Source organism: Rhodococcus sp. RS1C4 (assembly GCF_002258225.1).
GTDB classification, from domain to species: domain Bacteria; phylum Actinomycetota; class Actinomycetes; order Mycobacteriales; family Mycobacteriaceae; genus Rhodococcoides; species Rhodococcoides fascians_E.
Map to the genome: position 1 here is coordinate 1 of NZ_NOXZ01000039.1, position 21,907 is coordinate 21,907.

A 21,907-nucleotide genomic window follows, 5' to 3' on the forward strand; every position below is an offset into this window, starting at 1 on the left:
TGCGTCGCCGAGGTTGGCGAGTGCGAGCTGGCCGGTGACCTCGCCGGTGGCGGGGTTGGTGACCGGTGCGGTGGTGGTGGAGGTACCAGCGAACGGCTTGTTGTCGTACCAGTGCGAAATTGTGCTCACGAAAAGGTTCCTTCGTCTCGGCGTTGTGACATCCACCTTGTCTCGCAAGTTTGCGCTAGTCAAAGGCCAATATCGCAGTGGCGCGTGCAAAAATGCACGATTCTGATAGCCTCGTCGGGTGTTCACTGCCGACCACCTGCTCTACTTCCTCGAAGTGTCCCGTCACGGCCGCCTCAACGAGGCCGCGAAGGCGCTGGGGGTCGACCACACCACCGTCGGTCGACGGATCACGAGCCTCGAGAAATCGGTCGGTCAGCGACTGTTCGATCGCACTCCTGCGGGATGGCGTCTCACCGAAGCCGGCCGACGACTGGTCGGGTACGCGGAATCCGTCGAGTCGACCTTGATCGCTGCATTCGAGGATCAGACGTCCAGCGTCGGCTCGCTCAGCGGGTCGGTTCGTATCGCCGCACCGGACGGATTCGGTGCGTTCGTGTTGACGCCCAACCTCACCACGCTGCGCCGGAAGCATCCCGACCTCGACGTCGAACTGGTCACGGCGACGGAGCACAACACCTTGAACACAAGGGAATTCGACGTCGCGATCACGTTGGAACAACCGTCGCCGCGGTTCGTCGTGTATCGGAAGCTCGCGACGTACTCGTTGTATCTGTACGCGACCGAGGAGTACCTGCAGTCCCATCCGAGAATCTCCACGAGCGACGATCTGCGAGAGCACACGCTCATCTGGTACGTCGGCGCCCTCCTCGACGTGGCTCCGCTGCGGATACTCGATTCGTTTCTGACCGACGGACGAGCGCAGATTCAGACCAACAACATCACCGGTCACTGGCTCGCCGCGCGCAGCGGTCTCGGGATCGCGCCGTTGCCCAGCTACATCGGAGAACCGGACGACACCCTCGTCCGCGTGGCCGGAGAACAGTTCTCGATCGACCGGACGTACTGGGTCGCAGTACCGCGCGAACTGGCAGGGCTGGCGAGAGTCAAAGCCGTCGACGAACTGCTTCGTGCGGTCGTGGCGGACGCGCCTCATCTCCGATCGGACGGGTGAGCGTGTATAGGCTGAGACCGACATGATCACGTTGTTCGCTGCGCTGACCGGGTTTGCACTTCTCGATTCCCTGGATGTTCTTCTGATCGGTCTGACCGCCGCGATCGCGTACGACGCCCGGATGCACAGGCGTTCACCGCTTCGAACCGGATCGGCTTTTCTCGGCGGAGTCTTCGCCGCCACGACTGCCTTCGGAATACTGGCTGTGCTCGGGATAGATTTTCTCTCCCGCATCGTCGATTTCGAGCTCACCCCGACCGTTCGGTACTGGGGCGAGGCTGCGATCGGTGCCACCTTGATCGTTCTGGCGTGTATGCCACGATCCTCGCGTCCGCCGCCGGCGTGGACGGCTCGCTTCCGGGCGAGTGTGCCGCTCCTGGCGACGACGGGATTTGCCATCGGAATCGTCCAGGCTCCTACTGCCGTACCGTATCTGGCCGGCCTCGCGATGATATCCGCGTCCGACCCGTTGCCGGCCGCGTGGCCCGTCGTCATCGTGCTCTATTGCCTCCTCGCGCTCGGTATTCCGGCGGCGGTCCTCGCATTGTCGATGGGGCGCAGTCCGTCTGCTCGTCGACGCTATCGATCCGTGGTGCGCGCTCTGACGGCCTATGGCCCCGCGACCGTGCGAGTGGTGTTCGCGGTGATCGGCTCGGTCCTCGTGATCGATGCGCTGGTTCATCACACACATCTGTGGTGAGCAGGCGGTCGGTAAGGTGGTTGCAGTGGATATCACGCGGTGGCGCAGCCGACTTCCGGTGAGGCGTCCGTCCGACGGTGAGATCGTGGGCTGGACAGTCTCGGAGAACTACGACGAGAGCTGTGTCGACGCAGTCAATCCCGTCGGCCACCTTCTCGCACAGAGCCTCCCGGTCGACGACGCCGCGGATGTATTGCTGGAGCAAGGCCTTTCGTCGTTGTCGAATCCGGTGTGGGGCCGCGCGCCCGTGCCGGTGCTCGCTCACACCGACCTCCTCGATCCGGCCGAGACCTGGACGTGGCGACGGTTCCTGCTGGTTCAGCTCGACGACACCCGCGTCTGGATTCGCCCCGCGTATCCCAGCTGGGACGAGCGGAGGGTGGAACTGGCGTTGCATCTGCCGATCGACGACGTGCTGGTCACCGATCCTCCACCCGGGCACGAGTGACTTCAGCGGCGCGCACCGCGCCGTTTCGCCTACGGTGTAGGCATGACTGTGGAAGATTTCGGTGGCCGCCGCACACTGTCCGCCGAGGAATTGCTGGTTCTGGTCGGAGATTACGCACTCGTGGACGAAACCGGAGAGCAGCGCGGACGGATCGAGTCCGTAGCGCAGGAGGGCTTGTCGGTGGTGCTCACGGTGACCGAGGAGGCCGGCCCGGCCGTTGTGTCCCTCACTCCCGAAGAGCAGGTCACCGTCGAGCCCTACGACGGTGGAAAAGCGCCCGTGGTGCCCTGACAGATCAGACCTGGGGCGATGCAGCCTGGGCAGCACTTCGCTTCTGCGCGCGACGCCTGCGTCCGCGAACGATCAAGAACCCCAAGGCAGCGAACAGGACGACTGCGATGATCGCGCCGAGTGCGGTGGCTCCACGGAAGCCGGGAGCCTCGGTGTCGAGGGTGCGCTCTCCTGCATGTGCAGCATTGCTGCTTCCGAGCACGATGGACAGTGTCAGCAGGTTCGGCACAGCAGCGGCGACGGCCAGAACTATCGAGACGATCGCGGTGACCTTGCCGCCGCGCTTCTTCCTGACGCGCCACGCCGCGGTGAAGAACAGCAGCGGCACGAGAGTGGACAGGATCCCGAAGACGAGGCCCCAGAAGATGCCTTTGCTGAACGCCTGATCCGACAGGTTGGCAACCCTGATGCTCCACCATCTCGGGAGGAATGCGGACAGGACGAGGTAGGCGATCACGAGCGCGACCACCGCGACCGCGACGACGATTGCCTTGTTGACCCAACTCGGTCGCCCCGTGGTGGTCGCTGCTGGTGTGGACTCGCTCGGGAATCCGCCTTCTACGGTCATGTGGTCGATCCTAGCCTCGGTTCTGGTCGGTGACCGTTGACACATGTGACGGCCCCCTCATCTGCATTTTCTTCTCTCTACCCGTCGGTAACAATCAAGATCATCAGGGCCCGACAGCGGGCTCTCTCGGCGATCCTTGGGGGACTCCATGGCAATGATCTTGATGGCAACGGTCGGTTTCGTCGGCATCGCAGCTGCGATGCTTCACTCGGGTCGCGATCTCGAGTTCAACAATCGCCAGATGGCAAGCGTGTACAGGTCGCGCTGGGCCTGACAATCCACGCACCCGGGCGCGCGGATCAGTCGAGAGCTTCGCTACCGTCGCTTCCATGACCTTCCGCTGGACGCGATGGGACAGTCGCGGTGCCGGCTTGGTGCTCGGGCTCGGTCTCGACCTGGCGCTGGCCGATCCTCGTCGATATCACCCGGTCGCCGGGTTCGGTAGTGCGGCAGCGGCGCTCGAACGGCACACCTACCGTGACGCCCGAGCAGCCGGTGCAGTCCACACAGTCCTCCTTGTGAGTGCCGTCGTCGCCGCCGGGTCGGTGGCGAAGACGGCTGCTGCCCGGCGTGGCGTTCTCGCGGAGGTCGCACTGACGGCCGTGGCGACCTGGACCGCACTGGGTGGAACATCGTTGGCACGGACGGGTTCCGCGATGTCCGAGCACCTCCGCCACGACCGGATCGATCAGGCACGGGCCCTGCTTCCGTCGTTGTGCGGGCGCGATCCCAGTGTCCTCGACGCCGACGGTCTCACACGTGCCTCGGTCGAATCCGTAGCCGAGAACACTTCGGATGCGACTGTGGGAGTGGTGTTCTGGGGTGCGGTCGCCGGAGTCCCCGGAATCCTCGGGTACCGCGCGGTCAACACACTGGACGCGATGATCGGCTATCGCTCGCCGCGGTATCAGCGGTTCGGATGGTTCGCCGCACGCCTCGACGACGTGATCAACCTCGCGCCGGCGCGAGTGACCGGGGTGGTGACGGCCGTTCTCGCCCCGCTCGTCGGCGGACGAACAGCCGACGCCGTGCGGGCCTGGCGGTTTGACGCCTCGCGTCACCCGAGCCCGAACGCGGGCGTGGCGGAAGCCACGGCAGCGGGCGCACTCGGAATCAGTTTGGGCGGGCGAACCGAGTACACGCACGGCGTCGAGATCCGCCCGACCCTCGGCGACGGCAGACATCCGCTACCGGCGGACCTGGACCGCGCGGCGCGCCTGTCTACTCTGGTCCAGATCGGTGCGACGGCTGTGTCAGCGGCCCTTGCCGTAGCGATCGGCAAGGCGGGCATCCTGCGCGGTCCTCGTCGATGACGCGGACTTCGCTCGCGACTTCCGTTCCCGGCGCGTCGGGAGGGTGAACTCGGGCTCCGGATCCGCCACCGTCGGTGCTGAGGAGTCAGGCGCAGGGGAGTCGGGCGCTGGGTAGTCACGCACGGTGGAATCAGGCAGAGGACTGTCCGGTTCGGGAACCAGCCGATCGTCGTCCGTCGGGTCCGCGAGATCACGGTTCGTCGCCTTGCGGCGTTCACGCCACTCGGCTCGGACGAAATAGGCGAGGCCCAGCGGTGCCATGATTCCGAACGCCAGCCATTGGAGGCCGTAGGACAGGTAGGGGCCGGAATCGGTCTGCGGCAGTTCGATCACGCCCAAGCCGCCCGGTTGGGCGTCGTCGAGCTGCAGGTATCCCTGCACGGGAGTGACGGAAAGGGCGGTCCCGATCTGGTCCGGGTTGATGTTGTAGACCTGGATGTGCCCGGCTTCCTCGATGGGCTCACGGGAGGTTCCCTCGGCTCGTCTGATGCGTGCGTCGAGCGTCACCTCACCGGTCGGAGCCGGCTCGATCGTCGGTGGCTGAGTTCCCTGGACCGGCAGCACGTACCCCCGGTTGACGAGGATCGTCTCCCCGCTGTCCAGGCGGAACGGGGTGATCACCTCGTACGCAGGTTGTTCGCGAATGCTGCGCAGTCGGACCAGCACTTCCTTGTCCGATTCGTAGGCGCCGGTGGCGACGACTCGACGCCATTCGTCGTCGTCGGCGAAGCCCGTGGGTGTCAGCAGCTCCTCGAGCGCTACGGGCTCGGCGTCCACGGACTGGTTGATCAGATCGTTTCGGTGCGACGTCGACGTGTTCTTGCCGAGCTGCCACGGCGCCAGCACCGTGAAGCACAGGTAAGCGAACAGGGCGACGACAGCAGCAACCGCCAACCAACCCGGACGCAGCAGAAATCGGAGCCTTCGCACGACAACTACGGTAGCGGCTCGCCCGACATCGATCTACGACGCCTCGTCGGAGACGGCGTTCTCGGTCCAACTCACCAACCCGGGCATGGCCGATTCGATCTGTTCGCGGACGGTGGTGAACGCGTCGTCGGACGAGTAGTACGGGTCTGCGACGGACTCGTCGTCCGCATCGTCGTCGAAGGATCTGAGCAGTGCGATCCGGTCGGCGGGCGCACCGAGACGCAGTAGTTCGCGAACGTGACCGGTGTCGAGGGCGACCAGCAGATCGGCGCCGAGGTGATCGTCGTTGACCTGTGCGGCTTCGTGGTCGCTGTCGTAACCGTGCGCGTCGAGCTCGGCAACGGTGCGCGGGTCGGCGCCCTCGCCCTCGTGCCACCCGTCGATGCCTGCACTCGACACCCGTACCGAATCCAGCCCCGCCTCCCGCAGGTGCTGCTCGAAGATCTTCTCCGCCATCGGTGACCGGCAGATGTTGCCGGTGCAGACGAACGTCACGTGGAGGGTGGGCTTACGTGTTGTCACCGAGCACCTTCGCCAGTTCGTCCATGGTCGTCACGGTGAACGCGGCGTCGTCGTTCTCACCCGCGATTCCGTAACCCCAGTCCACGTAGATCGCCGGAATGCCGAATCGAGCGGCGCCGTGCACGTCGTGATCACGATCCCCGACCATGAGGACGCCCTGGGTCCCGCCGGCCGACGCCTCGGTCGCCGTGATGCCCAGGTTGCGCAGCGAATGCGCGATCACGTCGGGCTTGGCGCGACGGGTGCCGTCGTTGCTCGCCCCTCCGATGAACTCGAAGTACTCGGCCAGTCCGAAGTGATCCAGAATCCGGTGCGCGAACCGCTCGGACTTGGACGTGGCCACTCCGAGTCGAACCCCTCGACTCTTCAACTCTGCCAACACCGGCTCGATACCCTCGAACACCGTGTTCTCCGCCCAGCCCTTGGCGTCGTATCGTTCGAAGTACGCGGCAAGCGCCCTCTGGGCGACGTCGTCGGGAAGCCCCATCGCGCCGAAAGTGTCGATCAACGGTGGCCCGATGACCAGGGCGAGTTGCTCCTCCGTCGGCTCGGGTCCGTCGACCGCGGCGAGTGCGTGCCGGAAGCCCGCGAGGATGCCCGGTGCGGAATCGGTGAGCGTGCCGTCGAGGTCGAACAGCACCACCGTGGCTCGCGGACTGCGCGCGGCGTCGAGATTTGTCATGACAAAACCATATCGGTTGGTGGCCGGGCCTTCGCATGCTCCACTCGCGGCCGGGGCGGGATACGCTCGTCGGTAACGAAAGGACAGGGAAGAATTGGACGCGATGTCGCTTCTCCGTCACCACGGTGACGCCGAAGTGGGAGCTGGACTGATCGATTTCGCAGTCAACGTCCAAGGAACAGGCCCACCTCGCTGGCTCAGCGAACGGCTGAGCCGATCGCTGGATTCGCTCGGCTCCTACCCGTCCGCCGACGCCGACCTGCGCGCGCGGGAAGCCGTCGCGCACAGACACGGCCGAGCCCCGGAAGAAGTCCTTCTGCTCGCCGGAGGTGCGGAGGGGTTCGCGATGCTGCCACAGCTGAAACCACGGCTGGCTGCACTGATTTATCCGTCGTTCACCGAGCCCGAACTCGCGTTGCGCCAAGCAGGCATAGCCGTCCGACACGTCGTGTCGGCTCCGCCGTTCCAGCTGGATCCCAGCGCGGTTCCCGAGGACGCAGACATGGTGGTCGTCGGTAACCCGACCAACCCGACCTCGGTGCTGCACGAGCGACACTCGATTCTGGGTCTGCGTCGCCCCGGACGCATCGTCGTCGTCGACGAAGCCTTCGCCGACGCAGTGCCCGGTGAAGCCGAGTCCGTTGCCTCCGACTCCCTCGACGATGTGCTGGTGCTGCGCAGTCTCACCAAGACATGGGCGCTCGCCGGACTGCGGTGCGGATACGCGCTGGGGCATCCGGACGTCCTCGCCGAACTCACCGTCGGGCGGGCGCACTGGCCGCTCGGAAGTCTGCAGATCGAGGCCATCGAAGCGTGCAGCGAACCGGACGCCGTTGCGTCGGCCGAAGCCAGGGCATCGGTCATCGCAGCCGAACGCGAGGACATGACGCGACGTCTGACCGCGCTCGGGATCGATGTGCACGGGCCCGCGCGCGGACCGTTCCTGCTTCTGTCCGTTCCGGACGCGGAGGGGGTGCGTCGGCGGTTGCGTGACCACGGTGTCGCGGTTCGCCGGTGCGACACCTTCCCGGGACTGGCGCCGGGTCACCTGCGGGTGGCCGTTCGCCCGTCCGCGCAGGTGGATGTCCTCGTCGATGCCCTGACGAAATCTTTGCCGAAGAATTCACCGCCACAGCACGCACGATCGAAAGGTGAACAGTGACAGTCCTTCTCGCCGACGTCATCGCGGTACTCGAGGCGCATTATCCGCCGCGGCTCGCCGAGAGCTGGGATTCGGTCGGATTGGTGTGCGGTGACCCGGCCGATCGCGTCGGCACAGTTCTCTACGCCGTCGACGCGACCGAGGAGGTCGTCGCCGAAGCCATCGACATGGGCGCCGACCTACTGGTGGTGCACCATCCACTCCTGCTCCGCGGCGTGGACACCGTCGCCGCGAACACACCCAAGGGCGCACTCATCCACCGTCTCGTCAAGGCCGGGTGCGCACTGTTCACCGCGCACACCAATGCCGACAGCGCCAACCCAGGCGTGTCCGACGCCCTGGCGGATGCGCTCGGCGTGACCGACACGCGCCCCCTCGATCCGATCGACGGACCGCGAGTGGACAAGTGGGTCGTGTTCACTCCGACGTCGCACAGCGACGCCGTCAGGGACGCGCTGTTCGACGCCGGCGCAGGAGCGATCGGACAGTACAGCCGTTGCAGTTGGAGCACCCGAGGGCTCGGCCAGTTCCTGCCCGGCGTCGGATCGACGCCGACGATCGGCGACCACAGTGTGCTCGAGAAAGTCGACGAGGACCGCATAGAGGTGGTGGCGCCTGCGTCGAAGCGGGCGGACATTCTGGACGCCGTGACGCGAGCACACCCCTACGAGGAACCGGCGATCGACGTGTTCGAGGAAGTCAGGCTCCCGAGCTGCACGGGCCTCGGACGGATCGGGGTGCTGGACAGACCCACCACCTTGCGCGAGTTCACACGAACAGTGCGCGCGGTGTTGCCGGAGACGGTGTGGGGCGTACGGGCGGCAGGCGATCCCGACACCGAGATCCGCACGGTCGCGCTGTGCGGGGGAGCGGGCGACGGTTATCTGAGTGCAGTGACATCCCTCGGAGCCGACGTCTACGTCACCTCGGACCTGCGGCATCACGTCGTCGACGAGCACCTTCGCGCCGGAGGCGCAGCCGTGGTCGACGTCGCGCACTGGGCGTCGGAGTGGCCGTGGTGCGAGCAGGCCCGACACATCGTCGACGCAGAGTTCGGCGACGAGGGGGGATGGAGCAGCCGCGTCAGTACCCGCAGGACCGATCCGTGGACAGTGGGTTCGGTGGACGATCGGAGCCGGTAGGCTTGGCCGAATATTTCTTCCATAGTCGCAGGAGTCATCACGCGTGAATGTCGATCCCCGAGTGCAGGCCTCACTTCTCGAACTGGCCGCAGTGGACACCGAGCTGACGCAGATCTCGCACCGTCGTAAAAGTCTTCCCGAGCAGGCCGAGGTGGAGAAGCTCGAGGCCGAGCGCATCGCCCGCAAGGACGCAGCCGTCACGGTCCAGATGGCGATGGACGACCTCGACCGTGACATCAAGAAGCTCGAAGGCGAGGTCGACGCGGTCCGCCAACGTGAAGACCGCGACCGCTCGCTCCTCGACAGCGGCACCGTCGCAGCGAAACAGATGTCCGAGCTCCAGCACGAACTCGCCAGCCTCGAACGTCGGCAGGGAATCCTCGAAGAGGAACTTCTCGAGGTCATGGAGCGGCGCGAGGCGTCGGAGACCGATTACAACCACGCCGGGGCGCAGCTGACCCAGATCGAGGACGAGCTCGTCGACGCCGGACGTCGGCGAGACGACGCCGTGGCCGATGTCGATTCCGCGGAGCAGCGCGCCACCGCACGGCGATCGGAACTGGCGAGCACGTTCCCGGACGAGCTGTTGGCAGTCTACGAGAAGCAGCGCGCTCTCACCGGCCGCGGCGCCGCGCTACTGCAGGCCCGACGCTGCGGCGCCTGCCGGATCGAACTCGATCGAGGCGAGATCTCGCGCATCGCGGCGAAGCCCGCCGACGAGCTGGTGCGATGCTCGGAGTGCAACGCCATTCTGGTGCGCACCAAGGAATCCGGTCTGTGAGGGTTGTCGTCGAGGCGGACGGTGGATCTCGGGGCAACCCGGGCCCGGCAGGGTACGGCGCCGTGGTGCTGTCCGCCGACCGCTCCGAGGTGCTCGCAGAACGCCGTCTCGCGTTGGGCGTCGCGACCAACAACGTCGCCGAGTACCGCGGCCTCGTCGCCGGGTTGACTGCTGCAGGCGAGGTCGGTGCGCGCGAGGTCGACGTGCGGATGGATTCCAAGCTCGTCGTCGAGCAGATGTCCGGGCGCTGGAAGGTCAAGCACCCGGACATGATTCCGCTCAACCGTGAGGCCGCCGACCTGGTCCGCGGTTTCGACCGCGTCACGTTCCAGTGGATTCCACGGGCACAGAATTCGCACGCGGACAGGTTGGCGAACGAGGCGATGGATGCCGCGGCCGACGGTCGGGAACTGGAGCCCCCGAAGGACCGCGATGTCAAGCCGGCCGCACCCGGATGGACCGGAGCGACGGGTGAGCCCACGCGGCTGCTTCTGCTGCGGCACGGACAGACTCCGCTGTCGGTGGAGCGTCGCTACTCGGGCCGAGGAAACCCGCCACTGACCGAGATCGGCGAGGGTCAGGCGGCCGCAGCGGCCGCCCGTCTGGCGCAGCGAGACGACATCGCGGCCATCGTCGCCTCGCCGCTGGGCCGGGCGCAGCAGACGGCAGGCGCGCTCGCCCGGAAGGTAGGCCTCGAGGTCTCCACGCTGGACGAACTGACCGAGACCGACTTCGGTGACTGGGAAGGCCTCACGTTCAAGGAAGCGTTCGAGAAGTACCCGGACGTCCACCAGAAGTGGCGCGGTGACACCTCGGTCGCCGCACCGGGAGGCGAAAGCTTCGACACCGTCCTGGAGCGGGTCATCGTGGCCCGCGACAAGCTGGTCGCGTCGTACGCGGGGTCGACGGTCGTCGTGGTCAGCCACGTGACCCCGATCAAGATGCTGCTGCAGCTCGCTCTCGATGTCGGGCCGTCGTTGCTGTACCGGCTGCATCTGGATCTGGCGTCGCTCAGCATCGCCGAGTTCTATCCCGACGGCGGTGCCTCGGTCCGACTCGTCAACGACACGTCATATCTGTAGGGCGAGCCAGAGGGCGGCGACGGCACCGAGGATCGTCAGCGGTGTGCTGATCAGACCGAGGACGGTGAAGGTGCGCAACGACGCCGGTTCGTCGTGTGCCGCGCCGACCTTGCGCCACAACATGATCGCGAGCGAGCCCACGTAGGTCAGGTTGGGCCCGAGGTTGACGCCCACGACCATCGCGAGAAGCAGACCGGGGGGAGCGGACGAGCCGAACGCGGCGAGCAGCATCAGCGTCGCGGGCAGATTGTTGACGACGTTCGACGCGACCGCTGCGATGGCGGCGGTCGTCAACAGGCCGAGGAACGACGCCTCGCCGGGCAGGATGCTCGCGAGCCAGTCGCCGATAGGCCCTGCCGTGACGCCCTCGACGACAATTCCCAGCAACAGCACGAATCCGCAGAATGTGAGGTCGGCGGCCCGCAGCATGCGCGACGGCACGGTGTAACCCTGCTTCAGTGCGGGCACGGCGAGAGCGCACGCGCCCACGGCCGCGACCCAGAACGGTTCGACGTGGAAGAACCCTGCCACGGCGAAGCCCAGCAACGTTGCGCCCAGAACCACCAGCGCCGCCGTGGGCGCGACGATGGGTTCCGTCACCGAGTGCTGCTCGGATCGCGTGGCACCGTGCCGAAGGTCGGCGCGGAAGAACACCCAGAACACCGCGAACTCGATCACGATCGACACGATCCACGGCAGCGCCATCAGCGCGGCGAAATGCACGAACGTCAGGCCCGTCGCGGTGAACGCCAGAAGGTTCGTCAGGTTCGACACCGGCAGCAACGTCGACGCGGAGTTCGACAGGTGCGCTGTCGCATAACTGTGCGGCCGAGGCGACATACGCAGAGCCCGCGCCGCGCCGATCACCGCCGGCGTCAACAGCACGACAGTCGCGTCGAGGCTCAGCACGGCTGTGGTGACGGCGGCGGCCACGAACACCGAACCGAGAAGCCGATGCGGATTGCCGCGGGCAGATCTGCCCATGATCGAAGCCGTCCACCGGAAGACACCCAGTGCGTCGGCGAGATGGGCGAGAACGAGGATGAACGCCAGGAACACGACGGTCGGGAGCAGTTCCAGCACCTGCGAGCGTGCGTCGGACAGGGTGACGAGCCCGAGCAGTAGTGCCGCCACTGCGGCCGGGAGTGCCGCGACGATCTCCGGCAGACCGCGGGGCCGGACGATCGCGAAGATCAGCACCGCCGCAACGAGTGCGGCCGCTACGACGCTCACGCCAGCATCTTGACGAGGGTGCGTAGGTTCCGGGTAGTGGTGGTGGGCTTGTACTTTGCTTTCGCCGTGAACTTTCCGACGATGCTGTCGGTGGTGTTTCCTTTCACGACCTCCCAGTAGACGACGCCCCGGCCGAGGGAGACTCGCTCGAGCTGCGGATCGAGCGTTTCGGCCGTCCGCGCCAGTTCCGCGAGATGCTCGTCGTTGTTTCCGAAGATCACGTACGGGTGCCAACCGTCGCGTTCGGCGTCGAACGGATAGTCGTCGACGATGGCGCTCAGGGTGGCCGGATCGAGGACGATCACCCACGCCTCGTATCCGAATGTGTCGGCGAGGGTCTTCTCGATCGCGGGCTTCAGTTCCGCGGGGGACAGCGGCGACGACAGCAGCACGTTGCCGGTCGCGAGGACCGTGCGCACCGGCTCGAACCCGGCCTGCGAGAGCGCCTGGCGAAGGTCGACCATCTTGATGTTGATTCCGCCGACGTTGATTCCGCGCAGCAGGACGACGTGATCCATGAGGTGAACTCTAGTTCCAGCCGTACGACCGGGTAGAGTTCCATCCTGCGAACGAGTCGGTTGGACGGCTGCGGCACGGGGAACTGGCGGAGCGATTCCGCCAAGCTTCGAGCCGAGGAAAGTCCGGACTCCACAGAGCAGGGCGGTTGCTAACGGCAACCCGAGGTGACTCGCGGGACAGTGCCACAGAAAACAGACCGCCCGCGCTCGTTCTGTCTTCGGACAGCACGACGCGGGTCAGGGTGAAACGGTGCGGTAAGAGCGCACCAGCACCCCAGGTGACTGGGGTGGCTAGGTAAACCCCGCCCGGAGCAAGGTCGAAGGTCGCATTCCCTCGGGAGTGCGACTGCGCAGGTGTTCGAGGGCTGCTCGCCCGAGCCTGCGGGTGGACTGCTCGAGGTACCCGGCGACGGTGTGCCCAGATGGATGGTCGTCGTTCCGTCCCGTTTCGGCGGGCCGGTTCACAGGATCCGGCTTACATGCCGACTCGTTCGCACCTAGGCTTGCTCTCATGAGTACAGAAGACGACGCCTGGTACTACGACGTACGCACCAAGACGGTTTCGCAGGGCAAGGAATCCGGGGCACTCGACCGGATGGGCCCGTATCCGGACCGTGCCACCGCCGAGCGCGCCATTCAGATCGCAGCCGAGCGCAACAAAGCTGCGGACAAGGCCGACGACGACTGGAACAACTGACGGTGGTCTCGGCGCGACTGTCCGCGACCGCCTTCGACTTCGACCCCATCCGTTCCGAGTTCGACCTGCCCGAGCACTTCTCGGCGGACGCACTCGCCGAGGCCGAGTCCGCCCAGGACAGATACGCGTCCGAGAGGGAAGACCGCACCGACCTTGCCTTGGTGACCATCGATCCGCCCGGTTCGATGGATCTGGATCAGGCGGTGCACGTCGAGAAACTCGCCAGTGGATTCGTCGTGCATTACGCGATCGCGGATGTCGGGTCCATCGTGACGCCTGCGGGCCGGCTCGACACCGAGACTCGTCAGCGCGGGCAGACGTTCTACCTGCCCGACGGTTCGGTACCGCTTCACCCGCGGGTGCTGTCGGAAGGCTCGGCCAGTCTGCTGCCGAACGAGATTCGCCCGGCAGCGCTGTGGCGGATCGAACTCGACGAATCCGGTGACGCAGTCGCGTGGACGGTGTCGAGAGCGACGGTGAAATCCGTTGCCCGCTTCGATTACGCGGGTGTCCAAGCCGAGTTCGATGCAGGTTCCCCGCATCCGTCGATCGCCGCTCTCGGCGACTTCGGTCGCCTGCGTGCGCAGGCCGCGTTGCGCCGAGGTGCACTGGACATCACCTTGCCGGAGCAGGACGTGGTAGCCGACGGCGCAGGGTGGCGCATCGAATTGCAGGCGCGGACCGCCGTGGACGCGTGGAACGCCGAGGTGTCGCTGCTGACGGGGATGTGCGCAGCGTCGATCATGCTCGACGCCGGAATCGGACTGCTCCGCACTTTGCCGCCGGCCCCGGAGGACGCCGTCGACTCGTTGAAGAAGACAGCGGAGATGCTCGGAATCGAATGGCCCGCAGGTGCATCGGCTGGAGCCGTGCTCGCCGGGCTACCGGGTGACGAACCTACGACGCTGGCCATGATGACTCAGGCAACGAGTCTGCTGCGAGGCGCGGATTACGTGGCGTTCGACGGGGAAATCCCCGAATCGCCCGAGCACGCCGGAATCGCAGCACCCTACGCTCACGTCACGGCGCCGCTTCGCCGGCTGTCGGACAGGTTCGCCACCGAAGTATGCCTCGCGGTGGTTGCTGGCACGGACATCCCCGAGTGGGCGCGGACTGCGCTCCCTGATCTGCCCGCGATCATGCGCGGATCGGATTCCGTTGCGTCCAAAGTGGATCGAGCGTGCATCGACCTGACCGAAGCGCACGTTCTGAACGACCGCGTCGGCGAGGCGTTCTCCGCTCTCGTTCTGCGTGGGGCGGAAGGAAAGAAGACCGCCGAGGTGTTCGTGGCCGATCCGATCGTCATCGGCAAATGCGTGGGGGATCCGCCGGAAGGGCAAGCGGTGTCGGTGACGTTGACCGTCGCCGACACCGCCTCCCGCCGTGTCGAGTTCGCTTACGAGGCGGACGGTGGCACGGCGCCGGGTGACGCTGTCGAGGCGAAACGGTCGGTCGCCTCGACGAGATGATGGATGATGCCGGGCTCGGACGCGGAATGCCCGGCATCGTCCACGATCGTCAATTCCGCATCCGGCCACGACCGATGAAGGGCCCAGGCACTCGTGGCCGGGCACACCACGTCGTACCGGCCCTGAACGATGACGCCGGGGATTCCGGCCAGGAGGTGCGCGTCCTCCAGCAACTGGTTCTCGCGCAGGAATCCGTCGTTGCGGAAGTAATGGTTCTCGATCCCTGCGAAGGCCAGGGCGAATCGCGGGTCCTCGTTGGAGGCGATCTGCTCCGGGCGGGGAATGAGATAACTCGTCGCGGCCTCCCACGACGACCAGGCGATGGCCGCCGCGGTGGCGACGTCGCGGTCGTCGGAGTTCAGCAGCCGGTGGTAGACCTCGACCAGATCCAAGTGTCGTTCTGCATCCGGGACAGGTGCCAGGAACTTCTCCCACTGTTCGGGGAAGAGATGGCCCGCGCCGCCGTTGTAGTACCAGTCGATCTCACTGCGGCGGAGCAGAAAGATGCCGCGCAGGATCAGGCCGGTGACCCGGTCGCGGTGGGTCTGTGCGTAGACGAGGGACAGCGTCGAACCCCACGAACCACCGAACACGAGCCAGGTGTCGACGCCGAGATGAGTCCGCAACTTCTCGATGTCGCCGACAAGCTTTCCAGTCGTGTTCACCGCCCAGTCGACCCTCATGTCCCACCCCTTGGTCGTTCCGCCGGCTCCACTCCTGTCCGCGATATGAGGTCGGGACTTGCCACAGCCACGCTGGTCGAACAGCACGATTCGATACTTTTCGGGGTCGAAGTAGCGGCGCTGCGCAGGTCCGGTTCCACCGCCGGGCCCTCCGTGGACGAACAGGACGGGGAGTCCGTCCGGATTACCGCTGGTCTCCCAGTAGATCTGTTGGCCGTCACCGACGTCGAGGTGGCCACTGGCGTAGGGCTCGATGGCCGGGTAGAGATCACGTGCCACGTCAGAAGCCCACCAGTCCCGATGCCAAGTCGGGGATGTCGAGTGATCGCAGGGCTTCGTCACGGACGTCGGAGCAGTTGTCGATGGTGATGTCGTCGATGATCGAGCGGTTCTGCACCACCTGCAGGTTGATGACTCCGCTCTGCGCCGCCCATGTCTGCACGACGATGTTGAGCCCACCGCGGCCGAGCGTCGGCCCCTGGATTCGCCATTCCTGCAGTTGCTCACCGAGATCGGTGCACAGCTGCTGCTTCTGTTGGTCGGTGATCGTGTCACCGGCAGCAGCCGCATCGGTGGTGGTGACCGGGGCCGTGGTCGTGGTGGTCAGCGACGCGGACGATCCGGTATTGGCGGAGTCGGTGCCGCACGCTGCCAGACCGACGACGGCAGCCGCCCCCAGGACGGCGGCGGCTGCACGGCGAGAACTACGAAGACCAGGTTTCATGGCACCGAGTGTGCCACCTGCAGGTGACCGATCAGTAGCTGTGCTCGGGACCGGGGAAGACTCCGCCGCGAACCTCGGCGAGATACGTCGCAGCGGCGGTCCGCAGTTCGTCTCCGACGTTGCCGAACTTCTTGACGAACTTGGCGGTCTTGCCGTTGGTGTAGCCCGCCATGTCTTGCCAGACCAGCACCTGGGCGTCGGTTTCGTTGCCCGCTCCGATGCCGATGGTCGGGATGGTGAGCTTGCGGGTCACCTGGCCCGCGATGTCGGCGGGCACCATCTCCATGACGACGGAGAATGCTCCTGCCTCCTGGACGGCGATGGCGTCGGCGACGAGCTGCTCGGAACCGTCACCGCGGCCCTGCACGCGGAAGCCGCCGAGGCCGTTCACGCTCTGCGGTGTGAAGCCGATGTGCGCCATGACCGGGATGCCGGCCGCGGAGATCGCGGCGATCTGATCTGCGACGCGTTCGCCGCCCTCGAGCTTCACGGCGTGCGCGAGGCCTTCCTTCATGAATCGGGTGGCCGTCGCGAGTGCCTGCTGAGGCGAGGACTCGTAGGTGCCGAACGGGAGGTCGGCGACGACGAGTGCGTTGGGAGCTCCGCGGACGACGCCGCGAACCAGAGGCAGCAGTTCGTCGATGGTGATCGGCACCGTCGTGTCGTAGCCGTAGACGACGTTCGCTGCCGAGTCGCCGACGAGGAGGACCGGAATGCCCGCTTCCTCGAAGATACGGGCGCTCGAGTAGTCGTACGCGGTGAGCATGGCCCACCGCTCGCCGTCGGCCTTCATCTGCAGCAGGTGATGGGTGCGAGTCTTGCGGGTCAAACCGGAGACGGACGCATCGGACGAGCCGTACACAGAATCGTTGGACATCTTTGTCCCTTTCGGTTCCTCGAGGCCCGCCGTGCGGGTCCCCGGGATGGGGTTGATGACGACCTCAGTCTGCCACCGGCACGACCGACGCCGAAGCGCACCCGGACGTGCAATTCGTCACACTCTCCGTCTGCCGTCGGTGATCGGCATGCGTCGATCCCGACCGAACGCCTTCGACGTCACCTTGGTTCCGATCGGATACTGCCTCCGTTTGTGTTCGGCCGAGTCGACCTTGGCCACGATGTCGGCGACGTCCACGGGATCGAAGCCTGCCGCCACGATGTCGTCCTCACCCTGATCGCAGTCGACGTAGCGGAACAGGATCGCGTCGAGCCGGTCGTACTCCGGGAGCGAATCGGTGTCGAGTTGATCCGGGCGCAACTCTGCCGACGGAGGCTTGTCGATGCTCGCCTCCGGAATCGGGGGCACCTCGCCGCGTCCGACCGCTGCGTCGTTACGCCACCGCGCCAGCTCCCACACCATGGATTTCGGTACGTCCTTGATGGGGGCGAACCCGCCGACGGCGTCGCCGTAGATGGTCGAATAGCCAACGGCAAGTTCGGATTTGTTGCCGGTGGCGAGAATCAGATGTCCGGCCGAGTTGGAGAGCGCCATCAGAACGATGCCGCGGCACCGCGCCTGAACGTTCTCCTCCGCGACGCCGGAGAGGCCGAGCTGGTCCGTCACCGACCGCACCATGTCGACGATCGACTCGATGCCGAAATGCAGCCCGGTGCGCGACGCAAGATCGTTCGCGTCCGCGAGCGAGTGGTCCGAGGAGTACTGCGAAGGCATCGCGACGCCGTACACGGACTCCGCTCCGAGAGCGTCCACGGCGATCGCCGCGACCACAGCGGAGTCGATGCCACCGGACAGGCCGAGCGCCACCGAGGCGAACCCGTTCTTGTGGACGTAATCGCGCAACCCGGTGACGAGTGCCGCCCACGTCGACGCCAGGTCGTCCGAGGGTTCTGCCACCGATCGAGGTAGCCGATCCCACCCGCGGACGAGGAGATCCGGCACGGTGTTCCGGTCGATGGACCATCCCGGCGGTGGGCCGCCGTCGGGACGTCGTGCGTCGGAGACGTCGAGGTCCACGCACAGCAGGTGTTCGGTGAACGCCGGGGCACGGCCGATGATGGCTCCATCGGCGGCGACGACCATGCTGCCGCCGTCGAACACGAGCTCGTCCTGACCACCGACCAGATTGGCGTAGACGACGGGTACCCCAGCCTCGGCTGCCCGCCGCTGGACCACCGACAAGCGGACCTCCGCTTTGCCGCGCTCGAACGGACTCGCATTCAGGCACAGCAGCACGTCGACTCCGGCCGCCGCGTACGCGGGAACCGGCCCGCCGGGCTGCCAGATGTCTTCGCAGACAACGATTCCCAGGCGAACATCGTTCACCTCGGTGATGCTCAACCGCGTTCCGGGGGCGAAGTATCGGAGCTCGTCGAAGACTCGGTAGGTGGGAAGCGCGTGCTTGTCGTACCGCGACACGACGTCGCCACGGAACAGAACGGCGGCGCTGTTTCTCGATCCCACCGCATCGCGGTCGAGGTACCCGACGACGGCGACGACGTCACCGCATCCGGCTCGGTCGAGTGCATCGGCGAGGTCGCGCAGAGCGTCGCGCGACGCGTGCGCGAACTCCGGGCGAAGCGCGAGGTCCTCCACCGGATAACCGGTCAGGGCCATCTCCGGAAACACCACGACCTGGGCGCCTTCCTGGGCGGCGCGCGACGTCCAATCCACGATCAGCTCGGAATTCGCGGTGAGGTCACCGACTGTCGGGTTGATCTGGGCAAGGGCTGTTCGCAGTGCCTGCACGACTGGAAACACTAGTGCCGCAGACTGCACCTCGCCCGCTCTGGCACGATTTCACCTCATGAGCGTCTCCTCGGATCCGACAGCACGTACCCGCCACGGACGGCGTCACGGACTAACGGTGGCGACAGCCCTCGGTGCTGTCGCGGTGACGGTGGCTGCCGGCTGCGGGAGCGCCGACGTCGAGTCGGGCACGCCGCTGCCGGAGAACACTGCGTCGGCGTCGCCAGGTGCCGGCGTGATCCCAGCAGGTCTCGAGCGTTATTACACGCAGGAACTCGACTGGGGATCGTGCGACGACTACAACACCGATGGAACCGTGCTCGGAAGTTCCGTCGAGTGCGCCCGTGTGACCGTTCCGCTCGACTACCAGGACCCGGACGGCCCGACAGCACAGATCGCGGTGTCCCGCGTGCAGGCGTCGGGTGAGCGCACCGGATCCATACTCTTCAACCCGGGCGGACCCGGGTCGTCCGGTTTGTACCTCGCCACCCAGGCCGAGGACACCGCACTCGCGGAGAACTTCGACCGAATCGGCTTCGACCCCCGCGGAATCGGCGCGTCGACGCCCGCAGTTCGGTGCCTCACCGCGGAAGAAACCGACCTCGAACGCGCCGAGCCGGACGTCGACGTCTCGCCCGAAGGCATCGCCGCAGTGGAGAACGATCATCGCGAGTACGCCGCGAAATGCGTCGAGCGAACAGGTGCCGACGTACTCGAACACGTCGGTACCCGTGAGGTCGTGCAGGACATGGACGTCATCCGATCGGTTCTGGGCGACGAGAAGCTCACCTACCTCGGCTATTCGTACGGAACGCGGATCGGCGCCGCCTACGCGGAAGCGTTCCCGGACAGAGTCCGCGCCATGGTTCTCGACGGTGCACTCGATCCCGAGCAGAGCCCCGTCGACGAGGCCGTCGAGCAAGGAGCTGCGTTCCAAGGCGCATTCGAGGCGTTCGCCGAGGACTGCGCACAGAGCGAGGCGTGCCCTCTCGGGCCGGACCCGGCCGCCGCGGACCGGACGTTCAGGGAGCTCGTCGACCCACTGATCCAAACGCCCGCCGCCACCACGGATCCGCGCGGACTCGGTTACGACGACGCGATCACCGGAACGCAGCAAGCCCTGTACTCGCAGAGCCTGTGGCGGATCCTGCGTGTGGGCCTGGCGGAACTGCAGGAGGGCAGGGGAGACACCTTGCTCCGCCTTGCCGACACCTACAGTGGCCGTCTCGACGACGGCACCTACTCCAATCTGGACGACGCGTTCAACGCCATCCGCTGCGTCGACGATCCACCGACCACCGACCGCGCCGAGGCCGGAGAAGCAGACCGACGGTATCGGGAAGCTGCTCCTTTCCTCGACGACGGACGCGGAACCGGAAACGCACCGCTCGATGTCTGCGCGTTCTGGCCCGTCCCCAACACCAGCACTCCCTACACGATCTCGGCCGAGGGACTTCCGAAACTGGTCGTGATCTCGACGACCTTCGACCCGGCGACGCCGTACCAGGCAGGCGTCGAACTTGCCCGTCAACTGGACGCGGACCTGATCACGTTCGACGGGGCCCAGCACACGGTTGCGTTCTCCGGCGAGAACTGCGTCGACGAACCGGTGGTCGACTACCTCGTCGATCTGACCCCGCCAGGTAACGATTTGGTGTGCTGACGGAACTTCACGGGTGTTCTTCCCCAGGTGAGAGCTCCCCGCAGTGAGACCGAATTCACGATGTAACACAGATTTAACGCGGTTTGCTTAGTCTCGCGGACATGGATCGCCAAAAGGAATTCGTGCTCCGGACACTGGAGGAGCGGGACATCCGTTTCGTCCGCCTGTGGTTCACCGACGTTCTGGGGTACCTGAAATCCGTCGCGATCGCGCCGGCGGAACTCGAAGGAGCGTTCGACGAAGGCATCGGCTTCGACGGCAGCGCCATCGAAGGCTTCGCACGCGTCTCGGAGGCCGACACCGTCGCCAAGCCGGATCCGTCGACGTTCCAGATCCTGCCGTGGTCCACGAGCAAGGGTCACCAGCACTCCGCGCGCATGTTCTGCGACATCGCGATGCCCGACGGCTCGCCGTCCTGGGCCGATTCGCGCCACGTGCTGCGCCGTCAGCTGAGCAAGGCCGCCGACCTCGGGTTCAGTTGCTACGTGCACCCCGAGATCGAGTTCTTCCTCCTCAAGGACAGCCCCGAAGACGGGTCTCCGCCCACGCCTGCGGACAACGGCGGCTACTTCGACCAGGCCGTGCACGACTCGGCGCCGAACTTCCGTCGCCACGCCATCGACGCGCTCGAGTCGATGGGTATCTCGGTCGAGTTCAGCCACCACGAGGCAGCGCCCGGTCAGCAGGAGATCGATCTCCGCTACGCCGACGCGCTGTCGATGGCCGACAACATCATGACGTTCCGCTACGTGGTCAAAGAGGTCGCGATCGAAGAGGGCGTCCGCGCGACGTTCATGCCCAAGCCGTTCAGCGACCAGGCCGGCTCGGCGATGCACACTCACATGAGTCTCTTCGAGGGAGACGCCAACGCGTTCCACAACCCGGACGATCCGATGCAGTTGTCGGAGACCGGCAAGTCGTTCATCGCAGGCATTCTCGAGCACGCCAACGAGATCAGTGCCGTGACCAACCAGTGGGTCAACTCCTACAAGCGTCTGGTCCGCGGCGGTGAGGCACCGACGGCGGCGTCGTGGGGCCCGGCGAACCGATCCGCTCTCATTCGCGTCCCGATGTACACGCCCAACAAGGCGTCCTCGCGTCGCGTCGAGATCCGAAGCCCTGATTCTGCGTGCAACCCGTACCTGGCCTTCGCGGTGTTGCTCGCTGCCGGTCTGCGCGGCATCGAGAAGGGCTACACGTTGCCCCCCGAGGCCGAGGAAGACGTGTGGGCACTGACGTCCGCCGAACGGCGTGCGATGGGCTACAAGGAGCTTCCGGGCAATCTCGATCAGGCCCTCAACGCGATGGAGAACTCGGAGCTCGTCGCCGAGGCTCTCGGCGAGCACGTCTTCGACTTCTTCCTCCGCAACAAACGTCGCGAGTGGGAGGAATACCGCAGTCATGTCACCCCGTACGAATTGAAGGCGTACCTGGGGTTGTGAATCGGACGG

Annotated in this window: 23 protein-coding genes and 1 other RNA gene; 14 read left to right on the forward strand and 10 right to left on the reverse strand. The window is 66.0% G+C overall.

Going from position 1 to position 21,907, the window contains the following annotated elements; genetic code table 11:
* Positions 1-247: 247 nt before the first annotated feature.
* From CH289_RS20485 to CH289_RS20500, 4 genes are read left to right on the forward strand one after another with little or no spacing between them, the layout of a single operon-like run.
* The gene (locus tag CH289_RS20485) at positions 248-1,141 is read left to right on the forward strand and encodes a LysR family transcriptional regulator (RefSeq protein WP_019666020.1); all 894 of its coding nucleotides are present in this window, start codon (positions 248-250) and stop codon (positions 1,139-1,141) included.
* Between the two features lie 22 nt (positions 1,142-1,163).
* Positions 1,164-1,841: a GAP family protein gene (locus CH289_RS20490; RefSeq protein WP_020111944.1), complete on the forward strand. Its 678-nt coding sequence runs from the start codon at positions 1,164-1,166 to the stop codon at positions 1,839-1,841.
* Positions 1,842-1,866: 25 nt separating this feature from the next.
* Positions 1,867-2,289 carry a hypothetical protein gene (locus tag CH289_RS20495; protein ID WP_230594089.1) on the forward strand — a complete coding sequence of 141 codons (423 nt, stop codon included), beginning with the start codon at positions 1,867-1,869 and terminating at the stop codon, positions 2,287-2,289.
* A 42-nt stretch (positions 2,290-2,331) separates the two neighbouring features.
* Complete coding sequence (locus CH289_RS20500) at positions 2,332-2,580, forward strand: hypothetical protein (RefSeq protein WP_019666017.1); 249 nt, start codon at positions 2,332-2,334, stop codon at positions 2,578-2,580.
* Positions 2,581-2,584: 4 nt separating this feature from the next.
* Here CH289_RS20500 and CH289_RS20505 read toward each other — a convergent pair whose 3' ends face one another.
* Positions 2,585-3,148: a permease gene (locus tag CH289_RS20505; RefSeq protein ID WP_094728438.1), complete on the reverse strand. Its 564-nt coding sequence runs from the start codon at positions 3,146-3,148 to the stop codon at positions 2,585-2,587.
* A gap of 329 nt (positions 3,149-3,477) precedes the next feature.
* Between CH289_RS20505 and CH289_RS20510 the strand changes: the two genes are divergently transcribed.
* On the forward strand, positions 3,478-4,461 hold the full coding sequence (locus tag CH289_RS20510) for a cobalamin biosynthesis protein (protein ID WP_094723699.1): 984 nt from the start codon (positions 3,478-3,480) through the stop codon (positions 4,459-4,461).
* Here the strand turns inward: CH289_RS20510 and CH289_RS20515 are convergent.
* The 3 genes from CH289_RS20515 to CH289_RS20525 are packed head-to-tail and all read right to left on the reverse strand — an operon-like array spanning position 4,402 to position 6,595.
* Entirely contained in the window at positions 4,402-5,391 is a 990-nt protein-coding gene (locus CH289_RS20515; protein ID WP_020111948.1) for an SURF1 family cytochrome oxidase biogenesis protein, read from the reverse strand. The genes CH289_RS20510 and CH289_RS20515 overlap by 60 nt on opposite strands.
* Before the next feature lie 33 nt (positions 5,392-5,424).
* The gene (locus CH289_RS20520) at positions 5,425-5,913 is read right to left on the reverse strand and encodes a low molecular weight protein-tyrosine-phosphatase (protein ID WP_255183008.1); all 489 of its coding nucleotides are present in this window, start codon (positions 5,911-5,913) and stop codon (positions 5,425-5,427) included.
* Positions 5,900-6,595, reverse strand: coding sequence for an HAD-IA family hydrolase (locus CH289_RS20525; RefSeq protein ID WP_019666011.1), 696 nt, complete (start codon positions 6,593-6,595; stop codon positions 5,900-5,902). Before CH289_RS20525 ends, CH289_RS20520 begins: the two co-directional genes overlap by 14 nt.
* A 103-nt stretch (positions 6,596-6,698) precedes the next feature.
* Between CH289_RS20525 and cobC the strand changes: the two genes are divergently transcribed.
* The 4 genes from cobC to CH289_RS20545 are packed head-to-tail and all read left to right on the forward strand — an operon-like array spanning position 6,699 to position 10,762.
* Positions 6,699-7,757 (forward strand): Rv2231c family pyridoxal phosphate-dependent protein CobC, encoded by a 1,059-nt coding sequence (cobC, locus tag CH289_RS20530; RefSeq protein WP_094728440.1) that lies wholly within the window; start codon positions 6,699-6,701, stop codon positions 7,755-7,757.
* Positions 7,754-8,899, forward strand: coding sequence for a Nif3-like dinuclear metal center hexameric protein (locus CH289_RS20535; protein ID WP_094728442.1), 1,146 nt, complete (start codon positions 7,754-7,756; stop codon positions 8,897-8,899). Before cobC ends, CH289_RS20535 begins: the two co-directional genes overlap by 4 nt.
* A gap of 43 nt (positions 8,900-8,942) precedes the next feature.
* The gene (locus CH289_RS20540) at positions 8,943-9,680 is read left to right on the forward strand and encodes a zinc ribbon domain-containing protein (RefSeq protein WP_026347932.1); all 738 of its coding nucleotides are present in this window, start codon (positions 8,943-8,945) and stop codon (positions 9,678-9,680) included.
* Positions 9,668-10,762: a bifunctional RNase H/acid phosphatase gene (locus CH289_RS20545; RefSeq protein WP_179276850.1), complete on the forward strand. Its 1,095-nt coding sequence runs from the start codon at positions 9,668-9,670 to the stop codon at positions 10,760-10,762. Before CH289_RS20540 ends, CH289_RS20545 begins: the two co-directional genes overlap by 13 nt.
* Here CH289_RS20545 and CH289_RS20550 read toward each other — a convergent pair.
* Entirely contained in the window at positions 10,751-11,995 is a 1,245-nt protein-coding gene (locus CH289_RS20550; RefSeq protein WP_019666006.1) for an SLC13 family permease, read from the reverse strand. The genes CH289_RS20545 and CH289_RS20550 overlap by 12 nt on opposite strands.
* Positions 11,992-12,513 (reverse strand): DUF1697 domain-containing protein, encoded by a 522-nt coding sequence (locus CH289_RS20555; protein WP_019666005.1) that lies wholly within the window; start codon positions 12,511-12,513, stop codon positions 11,992-11,994. The genes CH289_RS20550 and CH289_RS20555 overlap by 4 nt, the downstream gene beginning before the upstream one ends.
* 52 nt (positions 12,514-12,565) lie before the next feature.
* Here CH289_RS20555 and rnpB point away from each other — a divergent pair.
* From rnpB to CH289_RS20570, 3 genes are all read left to right on the forward strand, one after another.
* An RNA gene (gene rnpB, locus CH289_RS20560) (RNase P RNA component class A) lies at positions 12,566-13,007 on the forward strand.
* A 17-nt stretch (positions 13,008-13,024) separates the two neighbouring features.
* Positions 13,025-13,210, forward strand: a complete 186-nt coding sequence (locus CH289_RS20565; protein WP_019666004.1) for a hypothetical protein — start codon at positions 13,025-13,027, stop codon at positions 13,208-13,210.
* A 2-nt stretch (positions 13,211-13,212) separates the two neighbouring features.
* Positions 13,213-14,679 (forward strand): RNB domain-containing ribonuclease, encoded by a 1,467-nt coding sequence (locus tag CH289_RS20570; protein WP_037180807.1) that lies wholly within the window; start codon positions 13,213-13,215, stop codon positions 14,677-14,679.
* On the opposite strand, the gene pip is transcribed toward CH289_RS20570, so the two are convergent.
* The 4 genes from pip to CH289_RS20590 form a co-directional block, all read right to left on the reverse strand.
* Positions 14,607-15,641, reverse strand: a complete 1,035-nt coding sequence (pip, locus tag CH289_RS20575; protein WP_019666002.1) for a prolyl aminopeptidase — start codon at positions 15,639-15,641, stop codon at positions 14,607-14,609. The two genes, CH289_RS20570 and pip, sit on opposite strands and share 73 nt — an antisense overlap.
* Position 15,642: 1 nt before the next feature.
* Entirely contained in the window at positions 15,643-16,086 is a 444-nt protein-coding gene (locus tag CH289_RS20580; protein WP_019666001.1) for a hypothetical protein, read from the reverse strand.
* Between the two features lie 31 nt (positions 16,087-16,117).
* Positions 16,118-16,963 (reverse strand): 3-methyl-2-oxobutanoate hydroxymethyltransferase, encoded by an 846-nt coding sequence (panB, locus tag CH289_RS20585; protein ID WP_019666000.1) that lies wholly within the window; start codon positions 16,961-16,963, stop codon positions 16,118-16,120.
* A gap of 117 nt (positions 16,964-17,080) precedes the next feature.
* Positions 17,081-18,793 carry an NAD+ synthase gene (locus CH289_RS20590; protein ID WP_256977396.1) on the reverse strand — a complete coding sequence of 571 codons (1,713 nt, stop codon included), beginning with the start codon at positions 18,791-18,793 and terminating at the stop codon, positions 17,081-17,083.
* Between the two features lie 58 nt (positions 18,794-18,851).
* On the opposite strand from CH289_RS20590, the gene CH289_RS20595 reads away from it, so the two are divergent.
* Complete coding sequence (locus tag CH289_RS20595; RefSeq protein WP_179276843.1) at positions 18,852-20,456, forward strand: alpha/beta hydrolase; 1,605 nt, start codon at positions 18,852-18,854, stop codon at positions 20,454-20,456.
* Between the two features lie 101 nt (positions 20,457-20,557).
* Positions 20,558-21,898 carry a type I glutamate--ammonia ligase gene (gene glnA, locus CH289_RS20600; RefSeq protein ID WP_019665997.1) on the forward strand — a complete coding sequence of 447 codons (1,341 nt, stop codon included), beginning with the start codon at positions 20,558-20,560 and terminating at the stop codon, positions 21,896-21,898.
* The last annotated feature ends 9 nt before the right edge of the window (positions 21,899-21,907 follow it).

Excerpts from the sequence above, each read along its gene's own strand:
- CH289_RS20490 (WP_020111944.1), top strand. The coding sequence starts at position 1,164 with ATGATCACGTTGTTCGCTGCGCTGACCGGGTTTGCACTTCTCGATTCC.
- CH289_RS20500 (WP_019666017.1), top strand. The coding sequence starts at position 2,332 with ATGACTGTGGAAGATTTCGGTGGCCGCCGCACACTGTCCGCCGAGGAA.
- CH289_RS20505 (WP_094728438.1), bottom strand. The coding sequence starts at position 3,148 with ATGACCGTAGAAGGCGGATTCCCGAGCGAGTCCACACCAGCAGCGACC.
- CH289_RS20510 (WP_094723699.1), top strand. The coding sequence starts at position 3,478 with ATGACCTTCCGCTGGACGCGATGGGACAGTCGCGGTGCCGGCTTGGTG.
- CH289_RS20525 (WP_019666011.1), bottom strand. The coding sequence starts at position 6,595 with ATGACAAATCTCGACGCCGCGCGCAGTCCGCGAGCCACGGTGGTGCTG.
- cobC (WP_094728440.1), top strand. The coding sequence starts at position 6,699 with ATGTCGCTTCTCCGTCACCACGGTGACGCCGAAGTGGGAGCTGGACTG.
- CH289_RS20555 (WP_019666005.1), bottom strand. The coding sequence starts at position 12,513 with ATGGATCACGTCGTCCTGCTGCGCGGAATCAACGTCGGCGGAATCAAC.
- CH289_RS20565 (WP_019666004.1), top strand. The coding sequence starts at position 13,025 with ATGAGTACAGAAGACGACGCCTGGTACTACGACGTACGCACCAAGACG.
- CH289_RS20580 (WP_019666001.1), bottom strand. The coding sequence starts at position 16,086 with ATGAAACCTGGTCTTCGTAGTTCTCGCCGTGCAGCCGCCGCCGTCCTG.
- panB (WP_019666000.1), bottom strand. The coding sequence starts at position 16,963 with ATGTCCAACGATTCTGTGTACGGCTCGTCCGATGCGTCCGTCTCCGGT.
- CH289_RS20595 (WP_179276843.1), top strand. The coding sequence starts at position 18,852 with ATGAGCGTCTCCTCGGATCCGACAGCACGTACCCGCCACGGACGGCGT.
- glnA (WP_019665997.1), top strand. The coding sequence starts at position 20,558 with ATGGATCGCCAAAAGGAATTCGTGCTCCGGACACTGGAGGAGCGGGAC.